This is a genomic window from Micromonospora noduli, from assembly GCF_003264365.1.
Taxonomy (GTDB): domain Bacteria; phylum Actinomycetota; class Actinomycetes; order Mycobacteriales; family Micromonosporaceae; genus Micromonospora; species Micromonospora noduli.
Genome location: NZ_PYAK01000001.1, coordinates 201,542 through 218,870, shown reverse-complemented (window position 1 = coordinate 218,870; position 17,329 = coordinate 201,542). Strand labels below are relative to the sequence as shown.

Below are 17,329 nucleotides of genomic sequence, written 5' to 3'. Positions count from 1 at the left end.
CAGTGGGTGGGACAGGCCGGCCACTCGGGCCAGCCACCGGGGTCGGTCGACCCGCCTCAGCCTGGGCGGGCGATCGCAGATGGAGTTCGGCTCTCGACCAGAAGCGGCACGAGATCGCACTGTTGCCCGGCACCGAGGTGCGACTGCCGGTCGAGCGGCCGGACCAGCCCCGGTGCAGGCGTCGATCGATTATCGACGCCGGCGGCGTCCTGGTCGGCGGGTGCGACTGGCTCACCAGAAAGCAGACCCGGCGCGGCCACCGGTGCCGGGCGTGCGGCGACGTGCCCCGTCGGGGCCGTGGCCCGCGTGGGGACGACGACGGACATCGGCGGTGGCGCGGCCGGGGCCGGCGGCGCTGCGGCGCGTACGAGGGCCAGCGCCGGACCCGCCGGTGGCATCGGAACTGTCAGTACGGGAGCCGGCTCGGTCACCGGCACGGCGGTCGGCACGAGCGCTGGGGGAGCGGGCAGTCGAGGTGCCGCCCCCGGAACGATCACGGGGCAGAGAGGGGGTGGTAGAACGGCATCGGTGACCCGGAGGAGCCCCATGACGACGGGCCTGATCGGCACGGTGCTCACGATGTCGACGACGTACGGCAGGGGAGCGGTGATCAGGCCGACCACTGTTGACTCGGCCGGCGTACGCACCGCCAACGGATCGGGTGCGGCGGTGGCCGGCTGCCGCGGTGCAGGGGCGGCCGGCCGCGGCAGGTCGACACGCTGAGCCGCGCGGGCCACGGAGGCCGGTCGGAGCCTTTCGCGCTCCGTCGCGCCGGGTGGGACGGATGCGCCGAACCTCGACGCACCCGCCGACCGTCGAGGCTCCTTCGCGGGTGGATCCTCGCGGGGGGTGGCCACCCCACCGGTGGGCACCACCAGCGGGGCACGGGGCCTGTCGTGGCGGCGGTCGTCGGCAGCCGCAGCTCGTTGACGGTCCTGGTTGGGGCGCTCGGCGATCGTGAGCCGCGCGACCGACTCGACCAGACCGCCGATCCTCCGATGAGGCTCGTCACCGGACCCGCTGCGCATCCCGTCGGCGGCGGCCGGCCCCTGCAACAGGGCGGCCATGACGAAACCGGCCCCGACGGCGGCCGCGAGCAGCACCAGCCGCCGGGCGAGCCGGCGCAGCCGGCCGGCCGCAAGCGGCGCGGACCGGTCCGGCACAGACGCCGGCGCGGTTCCGCTGACGGGACTTCGCACGCGGGCACGATCCCTTCCCTCTGGACTGCTGACCCATCGTAGCGGTGCGCTCACGCAATCGCATCCGGTGAATGCGCGCTCGTCGGCAGGATGCGGGCGCACTCCATCCGATGGGGAGGCCGGCTGCCCGTCACCCGGCTGGTCCCTGATCGGCGAACGTCCCGGACCGGGGATGACCGCCTACGCGGGTGGCGGCGCGGTCGACTCCCGGATCCGCAGCGATGGGCTGATGACGATCCGGTGGGTCGGGCGGTCGGGGTCGGCGAGCCGGTCGGCGACGAGACGCACGGCGGCTCGTCCGATCGAGCGTCGCGGCGGTCGGACCGCGGTCAGCGGCGGGCTGAAGAGCCCGGCGACCTCGTCGTCGTACGCCACGATGGAGAGGTCGCCGGGTACCGACAGGTGCCGCTCCTCGCAGCGCTGCACCAGCGCGATCGCCTCGGCGTCGGCGTGCACCAGCAGCGCGGTCGTCCGGGTCGCCTGGCACTGGTCGAGGATGCCGTTGAGCACGACGTCTCGCTCGGGTGACCGCGCGTCGGGTACGACAGCCACCACCGTCGCGTCCGAGTCGAGGCCGCACTCGGTCGCGGCGTCGAGCCAGCCGCGCCGCACGTGCTGGCTGGTGGGGCTGTTGGCGTCGAGCACCAGGCCGACCTTGCGGTGTCCGAGCGACGTGAGGTGGCGCACCGCCATGGCTGCACCGAGCGCGTGGTCGGTGACCACCGACTCCATGACAGCGTGGTGGCTGCCTAGCGTGGCGGTGCGTTCCAGCAGGACGACCGGGACGCCGACCTGGTCGAGCCACTCGATGGTGCGCTCAGCGGTCGGTGCGTCCATGCTCGGCGCGATGATCAGCGCGTCGACGCCCATCCGCCCCACCAGGCGGGCCAGTTGCGGCTGGTCGTCCTCACTGTCGTAGGACGAGCCGCGCAGGACCACACGCATGTCCAGCTCGCGGGCGGCCCCCTCGACGCCGCGAGCCACGTCCGGCCAGTAGTAGTCCAAGGAGGGCACGAGCATGCCGAGGGCGCGCCCGACCAGCGGGTCCAGGCCTGTGGCGGGTGGCTCGTCGACTGCCGGGACGTCGTCCGGCAGGATCAGGGCGACCCCACCGTGGACCCGGCGAACCAACCCTTCGGCGGCGAGCTCCGCGATGTCGCGCCGGATGGTGACCGGCGCGGCACCGAGCGCATGGGACAGGTCAGAGATGCGCATCGAGCCGTCGCGTTGCAGGGCTGCCAACAGTTGCTGGCGGCGGGCGACCTGAAGCGGCCCCCGGGGGGCCTCCGCCGTGGCGACGACGGGGCTGTCCTTGGTCATGGGGGACCTCCGAGGAACGCTTCGTGCGGCGAAAGCTCTTGCATGGTACGGACGACCTCGCCGGCCGGGCCGATCCCGGTGACGTCGACCGCGGGCAATGCCGCCGCCAGAGGGCCCGCGAAGCGGTCTGCGCCGGTCATGGCTCCTCGGACTGATAGAGCGACTGTGAACGATTCTGATCGTATCAGAGCACTTGGCGTGTCAAGACCGTGTTGTGTGCTCTCTTGATCGAGTGTGTCCACATCGGTTTGGGAACGGCATTGACTTGCTCCTTTGTGAGCGTTTTACTTCGGAAACCTTGCGGATGCCAGCGCGTCACATTCATGGGCAACGCCCCGCTCGCCACATTCGACGGAGACGGATCGATGCGACAGGACCACGGATGACGTTCGGGACGACCGGCCAGGTGGCACCGGCGACGGACTCGGATGTCGCTACCGCCGCGACCTGGAGCCGGGATGACTGGTTGGCCCTCGCCGACCGGATGCTCGCCGCCGCCCGACCGTTCGCGTCGCCCGGACACGCCCTCGTCACCTTCCCCGGGCCGGAGGGCGGTTACGGGCGGTCCGTCGACGGACTGGAGGGCTTCGCCCGCACCTTCCTGCTGGCTGGGTTCCGCATCGCGGGTGCACGAGGAGCGGGCTTGGACGAGCTCGTGGACCGGTACACGGCAGGTATCACCGCTGGCACCGACCCGAGCTCTCCAGACCGTTGGGTGCGCTTGGACGAGCACCCCCAGGCGAAGGTGGAGGCCGCCTCCATCGCGCTGGTCCTGGACATGACCCGCCCGTGGATCTGGGATCGACTGCCGTCCGTGGTGCGCGAACGGGTAGTGGACTATCTGCGCCCGGCCGTCGGCGACGACACGTACCCACGGATCAACTGGGTCTGGTTCCGGCTGGTCGTGCAGACGTTCCTGCGGTCGGTGGGCGGGCCGCACTCGCGCGACGAGATGAACGAGGACCTGACCACCCATGACGGCTTCGTCCGCAGGGACGGCTGGATGTCCGACGGGCCGCACCGCGCCTACGACCACTACGTGGGCTGGGCCCTGCACCTCTACCCGACACTGTGGGCCCGGATGGCCGGCGCAGCGGACCTGGCCGAGCAGCGCCGCGAACGGGACCTGGCCGGCCTCGACCGCTTCCTGAGCGACGCGGTCGCGCTCGTGGGCGCCAACGGATCACCGTTGATCCAGGGGCGAAGCCTGACCTACCGCTTCGCCGCGGCGGCGCCGTTCTGGGTTGGCGCCATCGCCGGCGTGCCCTCGGTCAGCCTCGGCCGGTTGCGCGGCGCGGCCACCCGCATCGTGCGTCACTTCGTCGCCAACGGCGCCCTGGACGAACGAGGCCTGCTCACAGTCGGCTGGCACGGGCCGTGGCCGCGACTGGCGCAGTCGTACTCCGGGCCCGGCTCGCCGTACTGGGCCAGCAAGGGCCTGCTCGGCATCGCGCTGCCCGCCGACCATCCGGTCTGGACGACGCCCGAGGAGCCGCTGCCGGTCGAGGAACGGGACGAGGTGCGGGCGATACACGCGCCCGGCTGGCTGGTCTCCAGCACCCGTGCCGACGGCATTGTCCGCGTCGTCAACCACGGCACCGACCACGCCGTCGAGGGTGCCACCGTCGCAGATTCCCCGCTCTACGCCCGACTGGGTTACTCCACCGCCACCACCCCGGTCCTCGACGACAGCGGCTGGGCCAGCCCGCTCGACCAGTCCGTCACTCTCGTCGACGACGCGGGCCGGGTCACCCACCGCGCCGGTATGCGCCTGCTGACCGTTCACGTCGACACCGACGGCGTGGGCGTGGCCGGGTCACGTGCCCTCGCCCACTGGGTCGACCCGGATCCGGGTCAGCGCGATCACGGCGGCGGCCGCGTGGGCCGGTCCCGACCGGCCGGGCACCTCACTGTGTATTCGCTGGTCCGCGGCCCCTGGGAACTACGGCTGACCCGCGTCGACGGCCTCGCCGACGGCGTCGAGGCGGCTGCGCTGCGCTTACGGATCGGCGGCTGGGCCGTTGCCGGGGACGCGACGGCCACCGCCGCCGGCGGTGTGGCGGTCGTGACCGGAGCCGACCTGACCAGCTGGCTCGAAAGCGTGCACGGCGGCGCAACGGCCGGCGTCACCGACTTTCCGCACGGCGGGCCCCTGGCCGGCGGGCTGGTCGTGCCATGGCTGGACCACCCCGTCCGGCCGGGCGCATGGGCCGCCACCTTCACCGAGCTGTCCAGGGTGCCGGTGGCCACGGCCGGGCAGGCCTGCCAGGCCGTGGTCGACGAGGACGGCCGCGGCCTCCACCTGGGAATCGACTGGCCCGACGGGATCAGCACGTCGACCCGTCTGGACACGGAGCATGCCGGGCCCACCCAGGCGTCCTGGTAGCAGTGCGGGCCCATCCGGGCCCCTTGACCTAAGGAGAGAGGGATGAAGCGTGCGATACCGGCCGTCATCAGCGCTGCGACGGCCCTGACGCTTGTCCTCGCCGGTTGCGGCGGCGGAGACGAGCCAGTCGACCCCAATGCCCCGGTGACCATCACCCTGGCCGGCTGGACCCTGTCGTCCACGCCCGAATTCAAAACGCTTGCCGACGGCTTCAAGGCGACCCACCCGAACGTGACGGTGGAGCTCAAGGAGTACGCCCCAGGCAACGACTACGACACCCAGATGATCACGGACCTGGCCGCCGGCACCGCCCCGGACGTCTACGTCATGAAGAACCTCAAGAACTTCTACACGTACCAGAGCGGTGGTCAGCTGCTCGACGTCTCCGACGCCACCTCCGGTCTCGGCTCGAGCCCGGCGCTCGCGTCCTACCAGGTGGATGGCAAGGCGTACGCGGTGCCGTACCGGCAGGACTCCTGGGTGTTGTTCTACAACAAGGATCTGTTCGCGAAGGCGAAGGTGGCGCCGCCGGACGGCAGTTGGACCTGGGACGACTACACCGACGCGACGAAGCGACTGCACACCGGGCTGAAGGGGGCCGGCTCGAACGCGACCGGCGCGTACCAGCACACCTTCCAGTCGACAGTGCAGGGGTTCGCGCTCGCCCAGACCCCCAACGCGGACCTGCTCTCCGGAGACTTCGGCTACCTGAAGCCGTACTACGAGCGGTCACTGGACCTGCAGGCGGCCGGCGCGCAGCCGACCTTCGGCACCGCGAAGACAAACAAACTCACCTACCAGGCGCAGTTCGGCAAGCAGCAGTCGGCAATGGTGCTGATGGGCACCTGGTACGTGGCCACGCTGCTCAACCAGCGACAGAGCGGTGACGCCGACAAGTTTCAGTGGGGGATCGCCCCGGCGCCGCAGTTCGACAAGTCCACCACCGGCACCTCCGCCACACCTGTCACCTTCGGTGACCCGACCGGCTTGGGGATCAACCCGAAGATCAGCAAGTCCAAGACCGCCGCGGCCAAGGCCTTCCTCCAGTACGCGGCCGGCCCGGATGCCGCCAAGGCGCTGGCCGGGATCGGCATCACCCCGGCCCAGGTCACCGACGCGGTCACCGCGACGCTGTTCGGGCTGGACGGCGTACCGCAGGACGACCTGTCGAAGTTCGCCTACGCCAAGCACACCATCAAGCCGGAAAACCCGGTGTCGAAGCACACCGCAGGCCTGCAGAACCTCCTCAACGAGACGCACTCGGCGATCCTCTCCGACAGCAAGGGCGTCGACGCGGAGCTGAGCAAGGCGCAGGCCCGCGCCAAGAACGAGGTCCTCAACCAGTGAGCTGATGGCGGGTCCGGCGCGCCTGAGCCGCACGCCGGCCCCGCCACCATGCCGAACGCTCCCGGAGACTCCCTATGGCAACATTGCCGCGCACGAGACCCAGGAACCGGCGGCTGGTGTCGCGCAACACGGTCGCCGGCTGGTCGTTCATCCTGCCCAACTTCGTCGGCTTCGCCGTGCTCACCCTCCTGCCCGTCGCGGTGCTGTTCTACGTGGCCTTCACCAGCTGGAACGTCTTCGGGGTGGCCGAGTGGACCGGCACCGCCAACTTCCGGCGGATGTGGGGTGACGCGAGCTTCTGGACCGCTTTGCGCAACACCGTCTACTACACCGTCTTCCACATCCCGCTGACCCTCGCGGCGTCACTCGGGCTGGCGCTGCTGCTCAACCGCAAACTGCGCGGCGTGCGGTTCTTCCGCACCGTCGCGTTCTTCCCCTACATCACCTCGATCGTGGCGATCGCGATCGTGTGGAACCAGCTGTTCAGCCCGGAGTACGGCCCGATCAACGCTCTCCTCGGCGCCGTCGGGGTGGACAATGCGCCGGGCTGGACCACGTCGTCGACCTGGTCGATGCCGGCGGTCATCATCGTCGGCACCTGGCGGTACATGGGCTACTACATGCTGCTGTTCCTGGCCGGCCTGCAAACCATCCCGGCCCAGCTCTACGAGGCGGCCGAGACCGACGGGGCCTCACCGTGGCAGCGGTTCGTGCACGTGACCCTCCCCGGGTTGCGGCACACCACCTTCTTCGTCACGGTGCTGCTCACCATCGAGAGCTTCAAGGTCTTCGACCTCATCCTCGTAATGACCGGCGGCGGACCGGGCCAGTCGACCCTGGTGCTCTCGCAGTACATCTACCAGAAGGGCTTCGAGGAGAACCAGTTCGGCTACGCCTCGGCGGTCTCCGTCGTCCTGTTCGCCATCTGCTTCACCATCACGGTCATTCAGTTCATGGTCAACAAGCGGAGGAACAGCTGATGACCGCTACCGACCTCTCGCTGCCCGCCCCGACCGTCGCCGCGCCCGGCAACCGCAGCGCGCCCGGCCGACCGGTCCGGTCCCGGGGCTGGCGGCTCGTCGGGTACGCCGCCCTCGTGCTCGCCGCGGCGGGGCTGCTGCTGCCGTTCTACTGGATGGTGGTGGCGTCGTTGAAGACCAACAGCGACGTCTTCACCATCCCGATCACCTGGCTCCCCGATCCGGTGGTGTGGCGAAACTACATCGACATCTGGCAGCGCTCGGACATGACGACGTGGTTGTGGAACACGCTGCTGCTGTCGGTGGTCGTCACACTTCTGCAGGTGGTGACCGGGAGCTTCGCCGCCTACGGCTTCGCCCGGGTCCGCTTTCCCGGCCGCAACGCGCTCTTCCTGGCGTACGTCGGGACGATCGCGGTGCCCTGGCAGTCGTACATGATTCCGCAGTTCATCCTCATGTCGAAGTTGCAGTTGTCGAACACGCTGTGGTCGATCGTCGCGATCCAGGCGTTCGGCGCGTTCGGCGTGTTCCTGATGAAGCAGTTCTACGAGACGATCCCCGAGGAGCTGAGCGAGTCGGCGCGGGTGGACGGCCTCAGCGAGTTCGGCATCTACCGACGGATCATGCTGCCGCTGTCCCGACCGGCGCTGGCCAGCCTGGCCCTGCTGACGTTCGTGACCACCTGGAACGACTACCTCGGCCCGCTGATCTACCTGCGCAGTCCGGAGCTGCGCACCATCCAGTTGGGGCTGAACACCTTCATCTCCCAGTACAACGCCGAGTACGCGCTGATCATGACGGGCTCGGTGCTGTCCGTGCTGCCGGTAGCTGTCATCTTCCTGCTCGGCCAGCGCCACTTCATCGAGGGCATCGCCACGACGGGACTGAAGGGTTGAGGTCCATGCGTTCGCGCCACAACACCATCGCCGCCATCTTCGACGGGGTCTACGTCGCGCTCGTCACCAACCTGCTGCTGGTGCTCGGTTGCCTACCTCTGGTGACGCTCGCGTTCACCACCGAGGCGGCGCGCTCGTGGCCGCTGTACGCGCTGACCGCCCCGCTCTGCGCGCCCGGGCTCTGCGCGGTCTTCGCGGTCATGGCCGCCTACTCTGCCGGCGACTCCGGCGGCGTGCTGCGCACCTACGGCCGCGCCTGGCGAGCCACTGCCCGGCCGGCGATGCTCTGGACGGCGGCAGCCATGGCCGCCCTCGTCGTGCTCGCCGTCGACGCCCGCGCCGCGTGGGGCCACCGGGTCGGGGCACTCGCCCTGCCGGTCCTCGCGACCCTGATCGTCCTCACCCTCGCTACCACGCTGCTCGGGCTGGTGACCATCGCCGACCGACCCGCCGCGCGGTTGCGTGACGTGGCCCGCGCCTGCCTGTATCTGGCGGTGCGCCGCTGGTACCTCACCGCCGTGTCTCTGCTCGTCCTCGTGCTGCTCGCCCAGATCCTGGCGGCCCGCCCCGCGATCGCGCTCGGCCTCGCCGCCGCGCCACTGCTCTACGTCGTCTGGGCCAACAGCCGCTTCACAGTGCGCGCCGCCCTCGACCCACCGACGACCGCACCCCAGAGCACCTGACCACCACGTTTCGGCCACCGAACCGGGACGCCGACGACACACCTGCCCGGCACCGGACCGGACACACGAGGGAGAACAGCACCCATGACGGCGACCGACGTCCGTCCCAGCTCCGACGCAGAAGCCACGGCGGCCGCGGTGGCAGCCGCGATACGTACCGTCGACGCGAACATCGCCACCTTCGGCGACCGGTACCCCGCGGACACCACCGACGCCGACCGCTACCCGCTCCGGCCACCGAGCGCAGGCCAGCCCGAGGGCGCCAACGTCGGCTGGACCACAAGCTTCTGGCCCGGCATGCTCTGGCTGGCACACGATCTGACCGGCGATGAGCGCCACCTGCGGGCAGCGCTCTCCCACGTGGACAGCTTCGCGGCCCGGGTGACCCACGGCGTCGACCTGGACACCCACGACCTGGGGTTCCTCTACACCCTCGCCTGTGTCACCCCGGCCCGCCGTACCGGTGACCCACAGGCCCGGGACGCGGCTCTCGCCGCCGCCGACCACCTGATGACGCGCGTCCTCGAACCCGCCGGAATCATCCAGGCCTGGGGCGACCTGAACGACCCCCGCCAACGCGGGCGCACGATCATCGACAGCCTCATGAACACGCCGCTGCTCTTCTGGGCCAGCCAGACCACCGGCGACGACCGCTACGCCGCCGCGGCCCGCCGACACACCGCACAGCTGCGCCAGCACATCCTGCGTCCGGACGGCACCACCTTCCACACCTTCTACTGGGACCCGGACAGCGGTGCGCCGCTACGCGGCGAGACCGAGCAGGGTCACTCCGACCACTCCTGCTGGGCGCGTGGGCAGGCATGGGGCATCTACGGGTTCAGCCTCAACCACCGGCACATCGGCGACCCGGCGCTGCTCGCCGCCGCGAGGACCTGCGCCGACCGTTTCCTCGCCCACCTGCCCGACGACCACGTCGCGTACTGGGACCTGGAATTCGGCGACGGCAGCGGCCAGGAGCGGGACAGCTCGGCCGCGGCCATCGCCGCCTGCGGCCTTGTCGAACTGGCAGACGGCCTCACCGACACGGCCAGCGCCGACCGGTACCGGAAAGCAGCCGCCGAGATCCTGCGCTCGCTCATCGGCCACTACTCCACCGACGGCCATCCGGACTCGAACGCGCTGATCCTGCACGGCGTCTACGACAAGCCCAAGAGCGTCGGCGTGGACGAGGGAACCCTGTGGGGCGACTACTTCTACCTGGAAGCCCTCACCCGCGCCACCATTCCGGGCTGGACCAGCCCCTGGTGACCACCGCGCACCGACCCGCTCTGCCCCGCATTCCGAAAGGTGATCATGGACTACCGCTACCACTGCTCCCTTCCCGCCGCCGACGGCCGGAACACGCTGCCCTTCAATCCCTGCCGGCTGCTGGACTTCACACTGCTGCGGTTGTCGGCCGGCGAGTCCTGGACCGGCGAGTCCGGTGACCGGGAGATCCTGGCCGTCATCCTCGGTGGCACGGCCAGCTTCACCGTCGCCGACAGCCACTTCCCGCAGGTTGGCCAACGTCCGGACGTCTTCTCCGGCAAGCCGCACTCCGTCTTCATCCCGGCCGGCTCCTCGGTGATCGTCGAGGCGGTCACCGCCGTGGAGATAGCCCTACCCAGCGCACCCAGCGAGTTGGCCACCGACCCCTATGTCATCGCACCGGAGCAGGTCGTGAGCGGCCGCTGGGGAGCGGCCAACTTTGGCCGTACCTATCACCAGATCCTCACCGAAGTCTCCCAGCCGGACCTGCCCGCCCGCCGGCTCATCGTCGGCGAGACCTACACGCCCTCGGGCAACTGGAGCACCTACCCGCCCCACCGGCACAAGGTCGACGACCTGCCCGCCGAGGCCGCACACGAGGAGATGTACTACTACCGCGTCAACCCGGCGAACGGATTCGGCATCAGCCGGGTCTACACCGACGACGGGTACGAGGAGAACGTCACCATCCGTGACCACGTGATGCAGATGATGCCCGAGGGGTACCACACAGTGGTCAGCGCACCCGGCTACACCACCTATTTCCTGTGGTTCCTGGCCGGCACCCAACGCACCCAGGGTGCTCGCGAGGACGCCGACCTCGCCTGGGTGGGCCAGACCGTACCCACCCTGCGGGGCCTGGGCCTGTAGTGACATCGGAGGGACCCGGCGCAACGTCGACGGTAGTCGTCCGAGATTCCACGACGCGAGGTGACGTCATTCGCTAGCGAACAGACCTTCGATGGCCCTATTGTGCTAGGCAACTAGTGAAATGGGGTGCCGAGGTGATCGAGTTCCACCTGGACGCACGGTCCGGGGTCGCGCCGTACATGCAGCTCATCCGACAGGTACGGCACGCGCTCCGGCTCGGAGTCCTGAACGAAGGCGACAAGCTGCCCACCGTGAAGGAGGTCGTGGCCCGGGTCGCGATCAACCCGAACACGGTGTCCAAGGCGTACCGCGAGTTGGAGTACGAGGGCCTGGTCACGGCCCGGCCCGGGCTGGGCACGTTCGTCACCCGCACGCTGGTCGGCGACTCGCTGAGCAAGCACGAGCCGCTGCGGCAGGGCCTGGCCCGCTGGCTGACCGAGGCACGGGAGGCCGGCCTGGACGACGAGAGCATCGAGGCACTCTTCCTCAGCAGCTTTCGGGCATTTTCGGAGGCCCGAGGATGACTAGCGCCCTGATCGCGGACGGTCTGACCAAGCGCTACGGACGGCGCTCCGCACTGAATGACTGCACTCTGGACATTCCGGCCGGCCACGTCGTGGGCCTGGTCGGGCCGAACGGCGCCGGTAAGTCCACGCTGCTGCAACTGGCCTGTGGGCTGCTCGATCCGACCGCGGGGCGGATCGAGGTGCTCGGCGCGCGGCCGGTCAGCGGGTCGCCGCAGGTCGGGTTCGTCGCACAGGACACCCCGGTCTACGCCGGCCTGACCGTCGCCGACCACCTGCGGATGGGCGCGCACCTCAACCCGTCCTGGGACGCTGCGCTCGCCAAGCGGCGGATCGCCCAGGTCGGCCTGGACCCGGCACAGAAGGCGGGCAAGCTCTCCGGAGGCCAGCGCGCCCAACTGGCCCTGACCGTCGCCGCGGCGAAGCGCCCCAATCTGCTGCTGCTCGACGAGCCGGTGGCGGCACTCGACCCGCTCGCCCGGCGCAACTTCCTACAGGGGCTGATGGAGCTGACCGCAGAGCAGGGCATGAGCATCGTGATGTCCTCGCACCTGGTCGCCGACCTGGAACGGGTCTGCGACCACCTGATCGTGCTGGTCGCCTCTCGGGTGCGGGTGGCCGGCGATGTGGACGACCTGCTCGCCACCCACCACCGTCTGGTCGGGCGGCGGCGCGACACCGCCGACCTGGGTGCCGGGCGAGCCCTGGTCGAGCAGAGTCACACCGAGGTGCAGTCGACCCTGGTGGTGCGCAGCACCGCGCCGATCGTCGACCCGTCCTGGCAGGTCGACCGGCTGGACCTGGAGGACATCGTGCTGGCGTACATGAGCGGTGCCGCCGGCGACGGGCCGGATCGGGTTCTGGAGGGACAGCGATGATCTGGATGACGTGGCGGCAGTTCCGGACCCCGGCTTTGGCCACCGGCACCCTGTTGCTGGCGCTGCTGGGCGGTCTGGCGCTGACCTGGTCGGAGGTGACGCAGTTGGCCAGAGAGACCGGATACACCGGCTGCCAGGGCGATGCCTGCCGTGCCGCCGGCGAGGCGTTCCTCCAGGCGCTGCAACCGGGTTGGGCCAGTGAGTTCCACATCGCCGCCATCGGCGCCCTGTACCTGCTGCCCGCCCTGGTGGGCATCTTCTGGGGCGCGCCGCTGGTGGCCCGGGAGTTGGAGTCCGGCACGTACCGCATGGTCTTCAGTCAGTCCGTCAGCCGCGGCCGCTGGCTGCTGGTCAAACTGGCGGCCGGCTGCGGTGCCGCCGCGCTCGGTGCCGGCCTGCTCAGCCTGGTGCTTACCGAGTGGGCGCAGCCGATCGACGGGGCCTCGGCGGACCGGATGAACCCGCTGGTGTTCGCGGCCCGGGGGATTGTGCCGATTGGCTACGCGACGCTGGCCTTCGTGGTGGGTGTCGCCACCGGGCTGCTGCTGCGGCGGACCCTCGCCGCGATGGCGGTGACCCTGCTGGTGGTGATCAGCCTGCAGATCGCCGCGCCGTTCGTGGTGCGCCCCTGGCTGGCTCAGCCGGTCACCACGGTCAGCCCCCTACAGTTCGACGGTGATTACGGGATCTCGATGAGCCCCGACACCGGGCGGATGACGGTCCACGTCCAGCCCGACCGCAGGGGTGACTGGATCGTGTCGAGCACCACGATCACCTCGACCGGAGCGGAGTTCACCGGTCCGGCCGATATGACGCAGTGCGGGCCGAGGGCGTCCGGTGGGCGCGAGGCGTGCCAGAGTTGGCTGGGGAAGCAGAACCTCAGCCTGAAGGTGAGCTACGTGCCGGGCTCGAAGTTCTGGGACCTGCAATGGCGGGAGTTCGGCGCGCTGTTCGCGTTGACCGTCGCGCTGTCCCTGTTCTCCCTCTGGTGGGTCCGCCGCCGACTGGTCTGACGGCAGCGCCGGTGGGGGCAGGCCGAGCGCCTGGCCCCCACCTGTGTGTCGAACCGTAGCTACCCGGCCAGCGGGCTTGGGGGAGTGTCAGAAGCTGCTGACCAGTTTCACGAACGCCTCGTCGATCTTGGCAGGGTCGGTGGCGTCGAAGGCCTTGCCCGACGACGCCTTCGCGATCCGGTCCAGCGTGGCGAAGTCCGACTCCCGGTCGAAGGCGATGCAGAAGACCTTCACCGGACGCCGCGGGTCCAGGGCGACCTCGGCGAGCAACCGGGCCAGGTCGTTGTCCTTGCTGTACTCGTTCTTGCCGTCGGTCAGCACCACTATCGCGTTGATCCGCTGCGGGTCGTACCGGTCGAGCAGTTCTCGGTGTGCGGCCCGGATCGTCGCGTAGAGCGCGGTGCTGCCCGCGACCTCCAGGCCGGCGATCTTGCTGTTGATCCGCTTCTGATCGAACCCGCCGAGCGGGACCTCCTGCCGATAGGGGCTCTTCGGCTGCTGCTGCGTCTCCGAGGAGAACGACCAGAGCCCCACCCGGTCTTCGGTGTTGAGCAGGGCGAGGCCCTTGCCCGCCGCCGCCGAGGCCACCTGGAAACGGGTACGGGTGCCGACCTTCGCCAGCATGGACCCCGAGGTGTCCAGCGCGATCAGGATGTTGGCCTTCTTGCGGATGGTGCGCCAGCCGTCCAGCATCGCGCTTACCACCTGCGGGTCCGGTGGCTCGAAGTAGTTCAGCCCGGCGGTGGGCTCGGCGCCGACGCTGGCGAGCAGTTCCGCCGAGGCGCGACGCTCGTGGTCCCGGAAACCGAGGCGGGCGAAGCTCTCCTGCTGGGCGTCCTCGGTCAGGAACTTCTGGAAGTCCGCCGCTGCCGCGCGCTGCTGCTCATCGGCGGAAGGCAGCACCACGAACGGGTGGTCCAGGTTGAACGTGCCCTCCTTGGGATGGACGGCGACCAGCGGGACGTTCGGCCGGCGGCCCCGCTCCTGCCCGTCCTGCCGAGGGCTCAGCGCGCCGGTGTTGTAGAGGTCCACCAGCTCCTCCTGCAGGACGATGGCACTCATGTCGTCAGTGCTGCCCGCCCCGCCGGTCAGGTCCGCCTCGGCGAGGCTGCGCAGCAGGTCGACCGAGTCGTCGCTGTAGTGCGACACGTTGGCCTCGATGCGGCGGACGAACTGGGTGACCGCCGGGTCTGCCAGGTCGGACCGGGTCAGGTCACTGGCCCGTTGCACCGCCGCGTAGTAGGTGGCGATGGTCGCCGCCAGCCCGGAGGTGGACAGGTTCGGGTTGTCCTTGCCGAAGGTGAAGCGGCCCCACTCCGGCTTGCCGAAGCCCGCCCACCCGTCCCGCCCGGACAGGCCCAGGATCTCTCCCCAGCCCAGCGGTCCCTGCTTGCGTACCAGTTCGGCCTTGGGCTGCGGCATCGCGATCACCAGCGGGCTGTTCGCGATCGACGGGTAGTGGTCCGGAGTCTGCAACTCCCGCCCGGCGGCTTCGTCGAGCAGCCGGAGCTGGCCGGTCCACAGACTCGACGTCGGCAGCCAGACCTGTGGTTGCGGCAGGCCGGTGTGGGTCCAGCCGGTGGCCAGCGCCTCGGTGGCCTTGCCCGAGTTCAACGCGCTGACGTGCACCTGGGCGCAGCCATCGCCCTTGATCGACCGGTCGCTGCGGTTGTAAGCCTCGGCCAGGTCGACCAGCAGGGCAGCCTTCTCCGTGGAGGAGTTGACCTGGAGGATGGTGGCGCAGTCGTTGCCCGCTTCGCGTTGCCGGACGAACACGAACGCCCCGGCGATGACCACCAACCCGGCGGTGACGGCGGCGGTGTACGGCAACCACTGCCGGGTACGCGTAGCGGGTGGGGCCATCGGGACGTCCTCCTCGGCGGGCGGCTGGTGGCAGTCAACCTATCGATCCGCCGCCAGTCGGCGACCTCGACCCCAGCGCGCCGGTCACCCGCGGTCGGACCGTCTCCCGAGGGCCGTCGCGACCAGCAGTCGAACCAGGTAGACCACGACGAAGGCGACCGCACCGACCGCGGCGGCCGGGCCGACAGCGCTCGACGCGACGTAGCCGGCGGCGGCGCCAACCGAACCGAGGAAGAGCGCGGTCGAGATGCCCCAGGCGTCAAAGGCCTCACTACGCAGTGACGCGCCGCCTTCTTCAGCACGAACGCCGGGCTCCGTCGCCGGCAGGTGCGCCGGCTGGGTCTGCACCGGCAGGTGCGCCGGCTGAGCCGGTCGGGCCTGGGTCGGCACCGTCGGCCGGGCCGGAACCTGCGACTGCGTCGCGCCCGGTGGCGGTGTCGTCGGCGTGACCTGGGGGAGCGGGTGGTCCGGCGTCGGCGCGCCCGCGGTCTCGTTGCCGACCTCGAGCAGGCTCTCCCGACGTAGCGGCTCGGTGACCCTGCCGTCCTGCCGAAGCAGCCGCACCAACACGCGCTCGGCAGTCGGCCGGTCCGCCGGATCCTTGGCCAGGCACTCCCGGATCAGCTCGTCCAGAACGGGAGGCATCGCCGGCAGGTCGGGCGGATCGTGCAGCACCCGGTGCATCACAGCGAAGAGCGAATCGCTGCCGAAAGGCGGCCGGCCACCGGCGGCGAAGGCGATAGTGGCCGCCCAGGCGAAGACGTCGCAGGGGGGACCGATCGCGTCGTCGCGGAACCGCTCCGGCGCCATGTACGCGGTGGTCCCCATGACCCTGCTGGACGCCGTCTCGGTGTTGCCCAACGCCCGGGCGATACCGAAGTCGATCACCCGGGGACCGTCCTGGCCCAGCACCACGTTGTCCGGCTTCAGATCGCAGTGCACCACCCCGGCACTGTGGATCGCCGCGAGCGCTGTGACGGTGCCGACCGCGAGCCGGTGCAGGGCGTTACCGGTCACCGGACCACGCTCGCGGACGTGCCGGTGCAGGGTCAGGCCCTCGATGAACTCACTGACCACGTAGGGCCGCTCGCCATCCACCTCCGCGAAGAGCACCTGCGCGGTGCAGAACGGAGCGACCCGGCGGGCGGCGGCGATCTCCTTGACGAACTGCGACCGCGCCCGTGGATCACTCAGATCGACGTTGACCATCTTGACCGCGACCCGGTCACCGGCGTCGTCCTCGCCGAGATAGACGACCCCCTGCCCACCCGCGCCCAACCGCCCGACCAGGCGATACGGGCCGGCGGTGACCGGGTCGTGCGTCCACAGTTTCGCCAACCCTGGCACCGGCGGGCCGGCCAGCTCCGACATCCCGACTCCATCAGCGTCGTGCCCGGCCACCGGCGGCGCAGGACACGGCCATCGTGCCATGTCGGCCGCCGACGACCGAGGACCGTCAACCATGGATCGAGGTAGAAGAGCGCCCACTCGCCGGGGACGTTGCCGACCTAGTTCCTTGTGCGGCCGGCGACTCGGCGGAGGGCCAGATAGGCGACCCCTGCGGCCAACACCCACGGCGCGGCGACGAGGACCGGGTCGAGCGGGTGGTGTACGCGATCGACCCGCTTGCCGCCCAGCCGTGACGGGAGCCCGTGGTGGGTGAATTCGCTCAGGACGCCGGTCTCGGTGATCGGATTGTCAGGATGGCGGGTCAGGAACGAAGCAAAGGTGGCCTCGACCACGTCCACGCGGTCGGCGGCGAGCAGGAGCAGCCAGTGGGCGGCGCGTCCCTCGCTGTACCTGCGGTAGGAGTACCGGCGGATCATCCCGGACAGCCCTCTGGGCGGGCACGAGGTACCGAAGACCGGGGTGAGGAACGTGTGCTCGATCGACCTCTCCCTCGGCCACTTCTCAGGCTGCCGCTCGGGGAACTCCCAGTGCGCACCGTTGAGGGTCGGGTCGAACCGCTCCTGCGGCACCGAGGGTCGGTCCTTCGGATCAAGGTCGACACCCCAGCCGGGGATTCGGGCACGCAACTCGTCGCTGGACTCAGCCAGTTTCGGCTTGTCTGCTGTGTAGGCCATGTCGGGCTCCCGATCGG

Annotated in this window: 15 protein-coding genes; 10 read left to right on the top strand and 5 right to left on the bottom strand. The window is 70.2% G+C overall.

Annotated elements, in window-relative coordinates; translation table 11 throughout:
- Positions 1-56 precede the first annotated feature (56 nt).
- Together GUI43_RS01005 and GUI43_RS01000 are read right to left on the bottom strand one after the other, a co-directional pair.
- Complete coding sequence (locus GUI43_RS01005; protein ID WP_146765837.1) at positions 57-1,199, bottom strand: hypothetical protein; 1,143 nt, start codon at positions 1,197-1,199, stop codon at positions 57-59.
- A 180-nt stretch (positions 1,200-1,379) separates the two neighbouring features.
- Complete coding sequence (locus GUI43_RS01000) at positions 1,380-2,519, bottom strand: substrate-binding domain-containing protein (RefSeq protein ID WP_112697508.1); 1,140 nt, start codon at positions 2,517-2,519, stop codon at positions 1,380-1,382.
- 382 nt (positions 2,520-2,901) lie between these two features.
- On the opposite strand from GUI43_RS01000, the gene GUI43_RS00995 reads away from it, so the two are divergent.
- From GUI43_RS00995 to GUI43_RS00950, 10 genes are all read left to right on the top strand, one after another.
- Positions 2,902-4,905 (top strand): DUF2264 domain-containing protein, encoded by a 2,004-nt coding sequence (locus GUI43_RS00995; protein ID WP_112697506.1) that lies wholly within the window; start codon positions 2,902-2,904, stop codon positions 4,903-4,905.
- Positions 4,906-4,947: 42 nt separating this feature from the next.
- Positions 4,948-6,252, top strand: a complete 1,305-nt coding sequence (locus tag GUI43_RS00990) for an ABC transporter substrate-binding protein (RefSeq protein ID WP_112697504.1) — start codon at positions 4,948-4,950, stop codon at positions 6,250-6,252.
- Positions 6,253-6,368: 116 nt separating this feature from the next.
- The gene (locus GUI43_RS00985; RefSeq protein WP_225855315.1) at positions 6,369-7,232 is read left to right on the top strand and encodes a carbohydrate ABC transporter permease; all 864 of its coding nucleotides are present in this window, start codon (positions 6,369-6,371) and stop codon (positions 7,230-7,232) included.
- Complete coding sequence (locus tag GUI43_RS00980; protein ID WP_112697502.1) at positions 7,232-8,128, top strand: carbohydrate ABC transporter permease; 897 nt, start codon at positions 7,232-7,234, stop codon at positions 8,126-8,128. The genes GUI43_RS00985 and GUI43_RS00980 overlap by 1 nt, the downstream gene beginning before the upstream one ends.
- A gap of 5 nt (positions 8,129-8,133) precedes the next feature.
- The gene (locus GUI43_RS00975; protein WP_112697500.1) at positions 8,134-8,811 is read left to right on the top strand and encodes a ferredoxin-NADPH reductase; all 678 of its coding nucleotides are present in this window, start codon (positions 8,134-8,136) and stop codon (positions 8,809-8,811) included.
- A gap of 84 nt (positions 8,812-8,895) precedes the next feature.
- Positions 8,896-10,080 carry a glycoside hydrolase family 88 protein gene (locus GUI43_RS00970; protein WP_112583288.1) on the top strand — a complete coding sequence of 395 codons (1,185 nt, stop codon included), beginning with the start codon at positions 8,896-8,898 and terminating at the stop codon, positions 10,078-10,080.
- 45 nt (positions 10,081-10,125) lie between these two features.
- Positions 10,126-10,950, top strand: coding sequence for a 5-deoxy-glucuronate isomerase (gene iolB, locus GUI43_RS00965; RefSeq protein ID WP_112697662.1), 825 nt, complete (start codon positions 10,126-10,128; stop codon positions 10,948-10,950).
- Between the two features lie 134 nt (positions 10,951-11,084).
- The gene (locus GUI43_RS00960) at positions 11,085-11,474 is read left to right on the top strand and encodes a GntR family transcriptional regulator (RefSeq protein WP_112583335.1); all 390 of its coding nucleotides are present in this window, start codon (positions 11,085-11,087) and stop codon (positions 11,472-11,474) included.
- Positions 11,471-12,352 carry an ABC transporter ATP-binding protein gene (locus GUI43_RS00955; RefSeq protein WP_112697498.1) on the top strand — a complete coding sequence of 294 codons (882 nt, stop codon included), beginning with the start codon at positions 11,471-11,473 and terminating at the stop codon, positions 12,350-12,352. Before GUI43_RS00960 ends, GUI43_RS00955 begins: the two co-directional genes overlap by 4 nt.
- Positions 12,349-13,365, top strand: coding sequence for an ABC-2 membrane transporter-related protein (locus GUI43_RS00950; protein ID WP_112697496.1), 1,017 nt, complete (start codon positions 12,349-12,351; stop codon positions 13,363-13,365). The genes GUI43_RS00955 and GUI43_RS00950 overlap by 4 nt, the downstream gene beginning before the upstream one ends.
- 87 nt (positions 13,366-13,452) lie before the next feature.
- Here the strand turns inward: GUI43_RS00950 and GUI43_RS00945 are convergent, their stop codons facing one another.
- The 3 genes from GUI43_RS00945 to GUI43_RS00935 form a co-directional block, all read right to left on the bottom strand.
- Complete coding sequence (locus tag GUI43_RS00945) at positions 13,453-15,228, bottom strand: vWA domain-containing protein (protein ID WP_112697494.1); 1,776 nt, start codon at positions 15,226-15,228, stop codon at positions 13,453-13,455.
- A gap of 84 nt (positions 15,229-15,312) precedes the next feature.
- On the bottom strand, positions 15,313-16,599 hold the full coding sequence (locus tag GUI43_RS00940) for a serine/threonine-protein kinase (protein ID WP_170158634.1): 1,287 nt from the start codon (positions 16,597-16,599) through the stop codon (positions 15,313-15,315).
- 137 nt (positions 16,600-16,736) lie between these two features.
- On the bottom strand, positions 16,737-17,312 hold the full coding sequence (locus tag GUI43_RS00935; protein ID WP_112583293.1) for a hypothetical protein: 576 nt from the start codon (positions 17,310-17,312) through the stop codon (positions 16,737-16,739).
- Between the last annotated feature and the right edge of the window lie 17 nt (positions 17,313-17,329).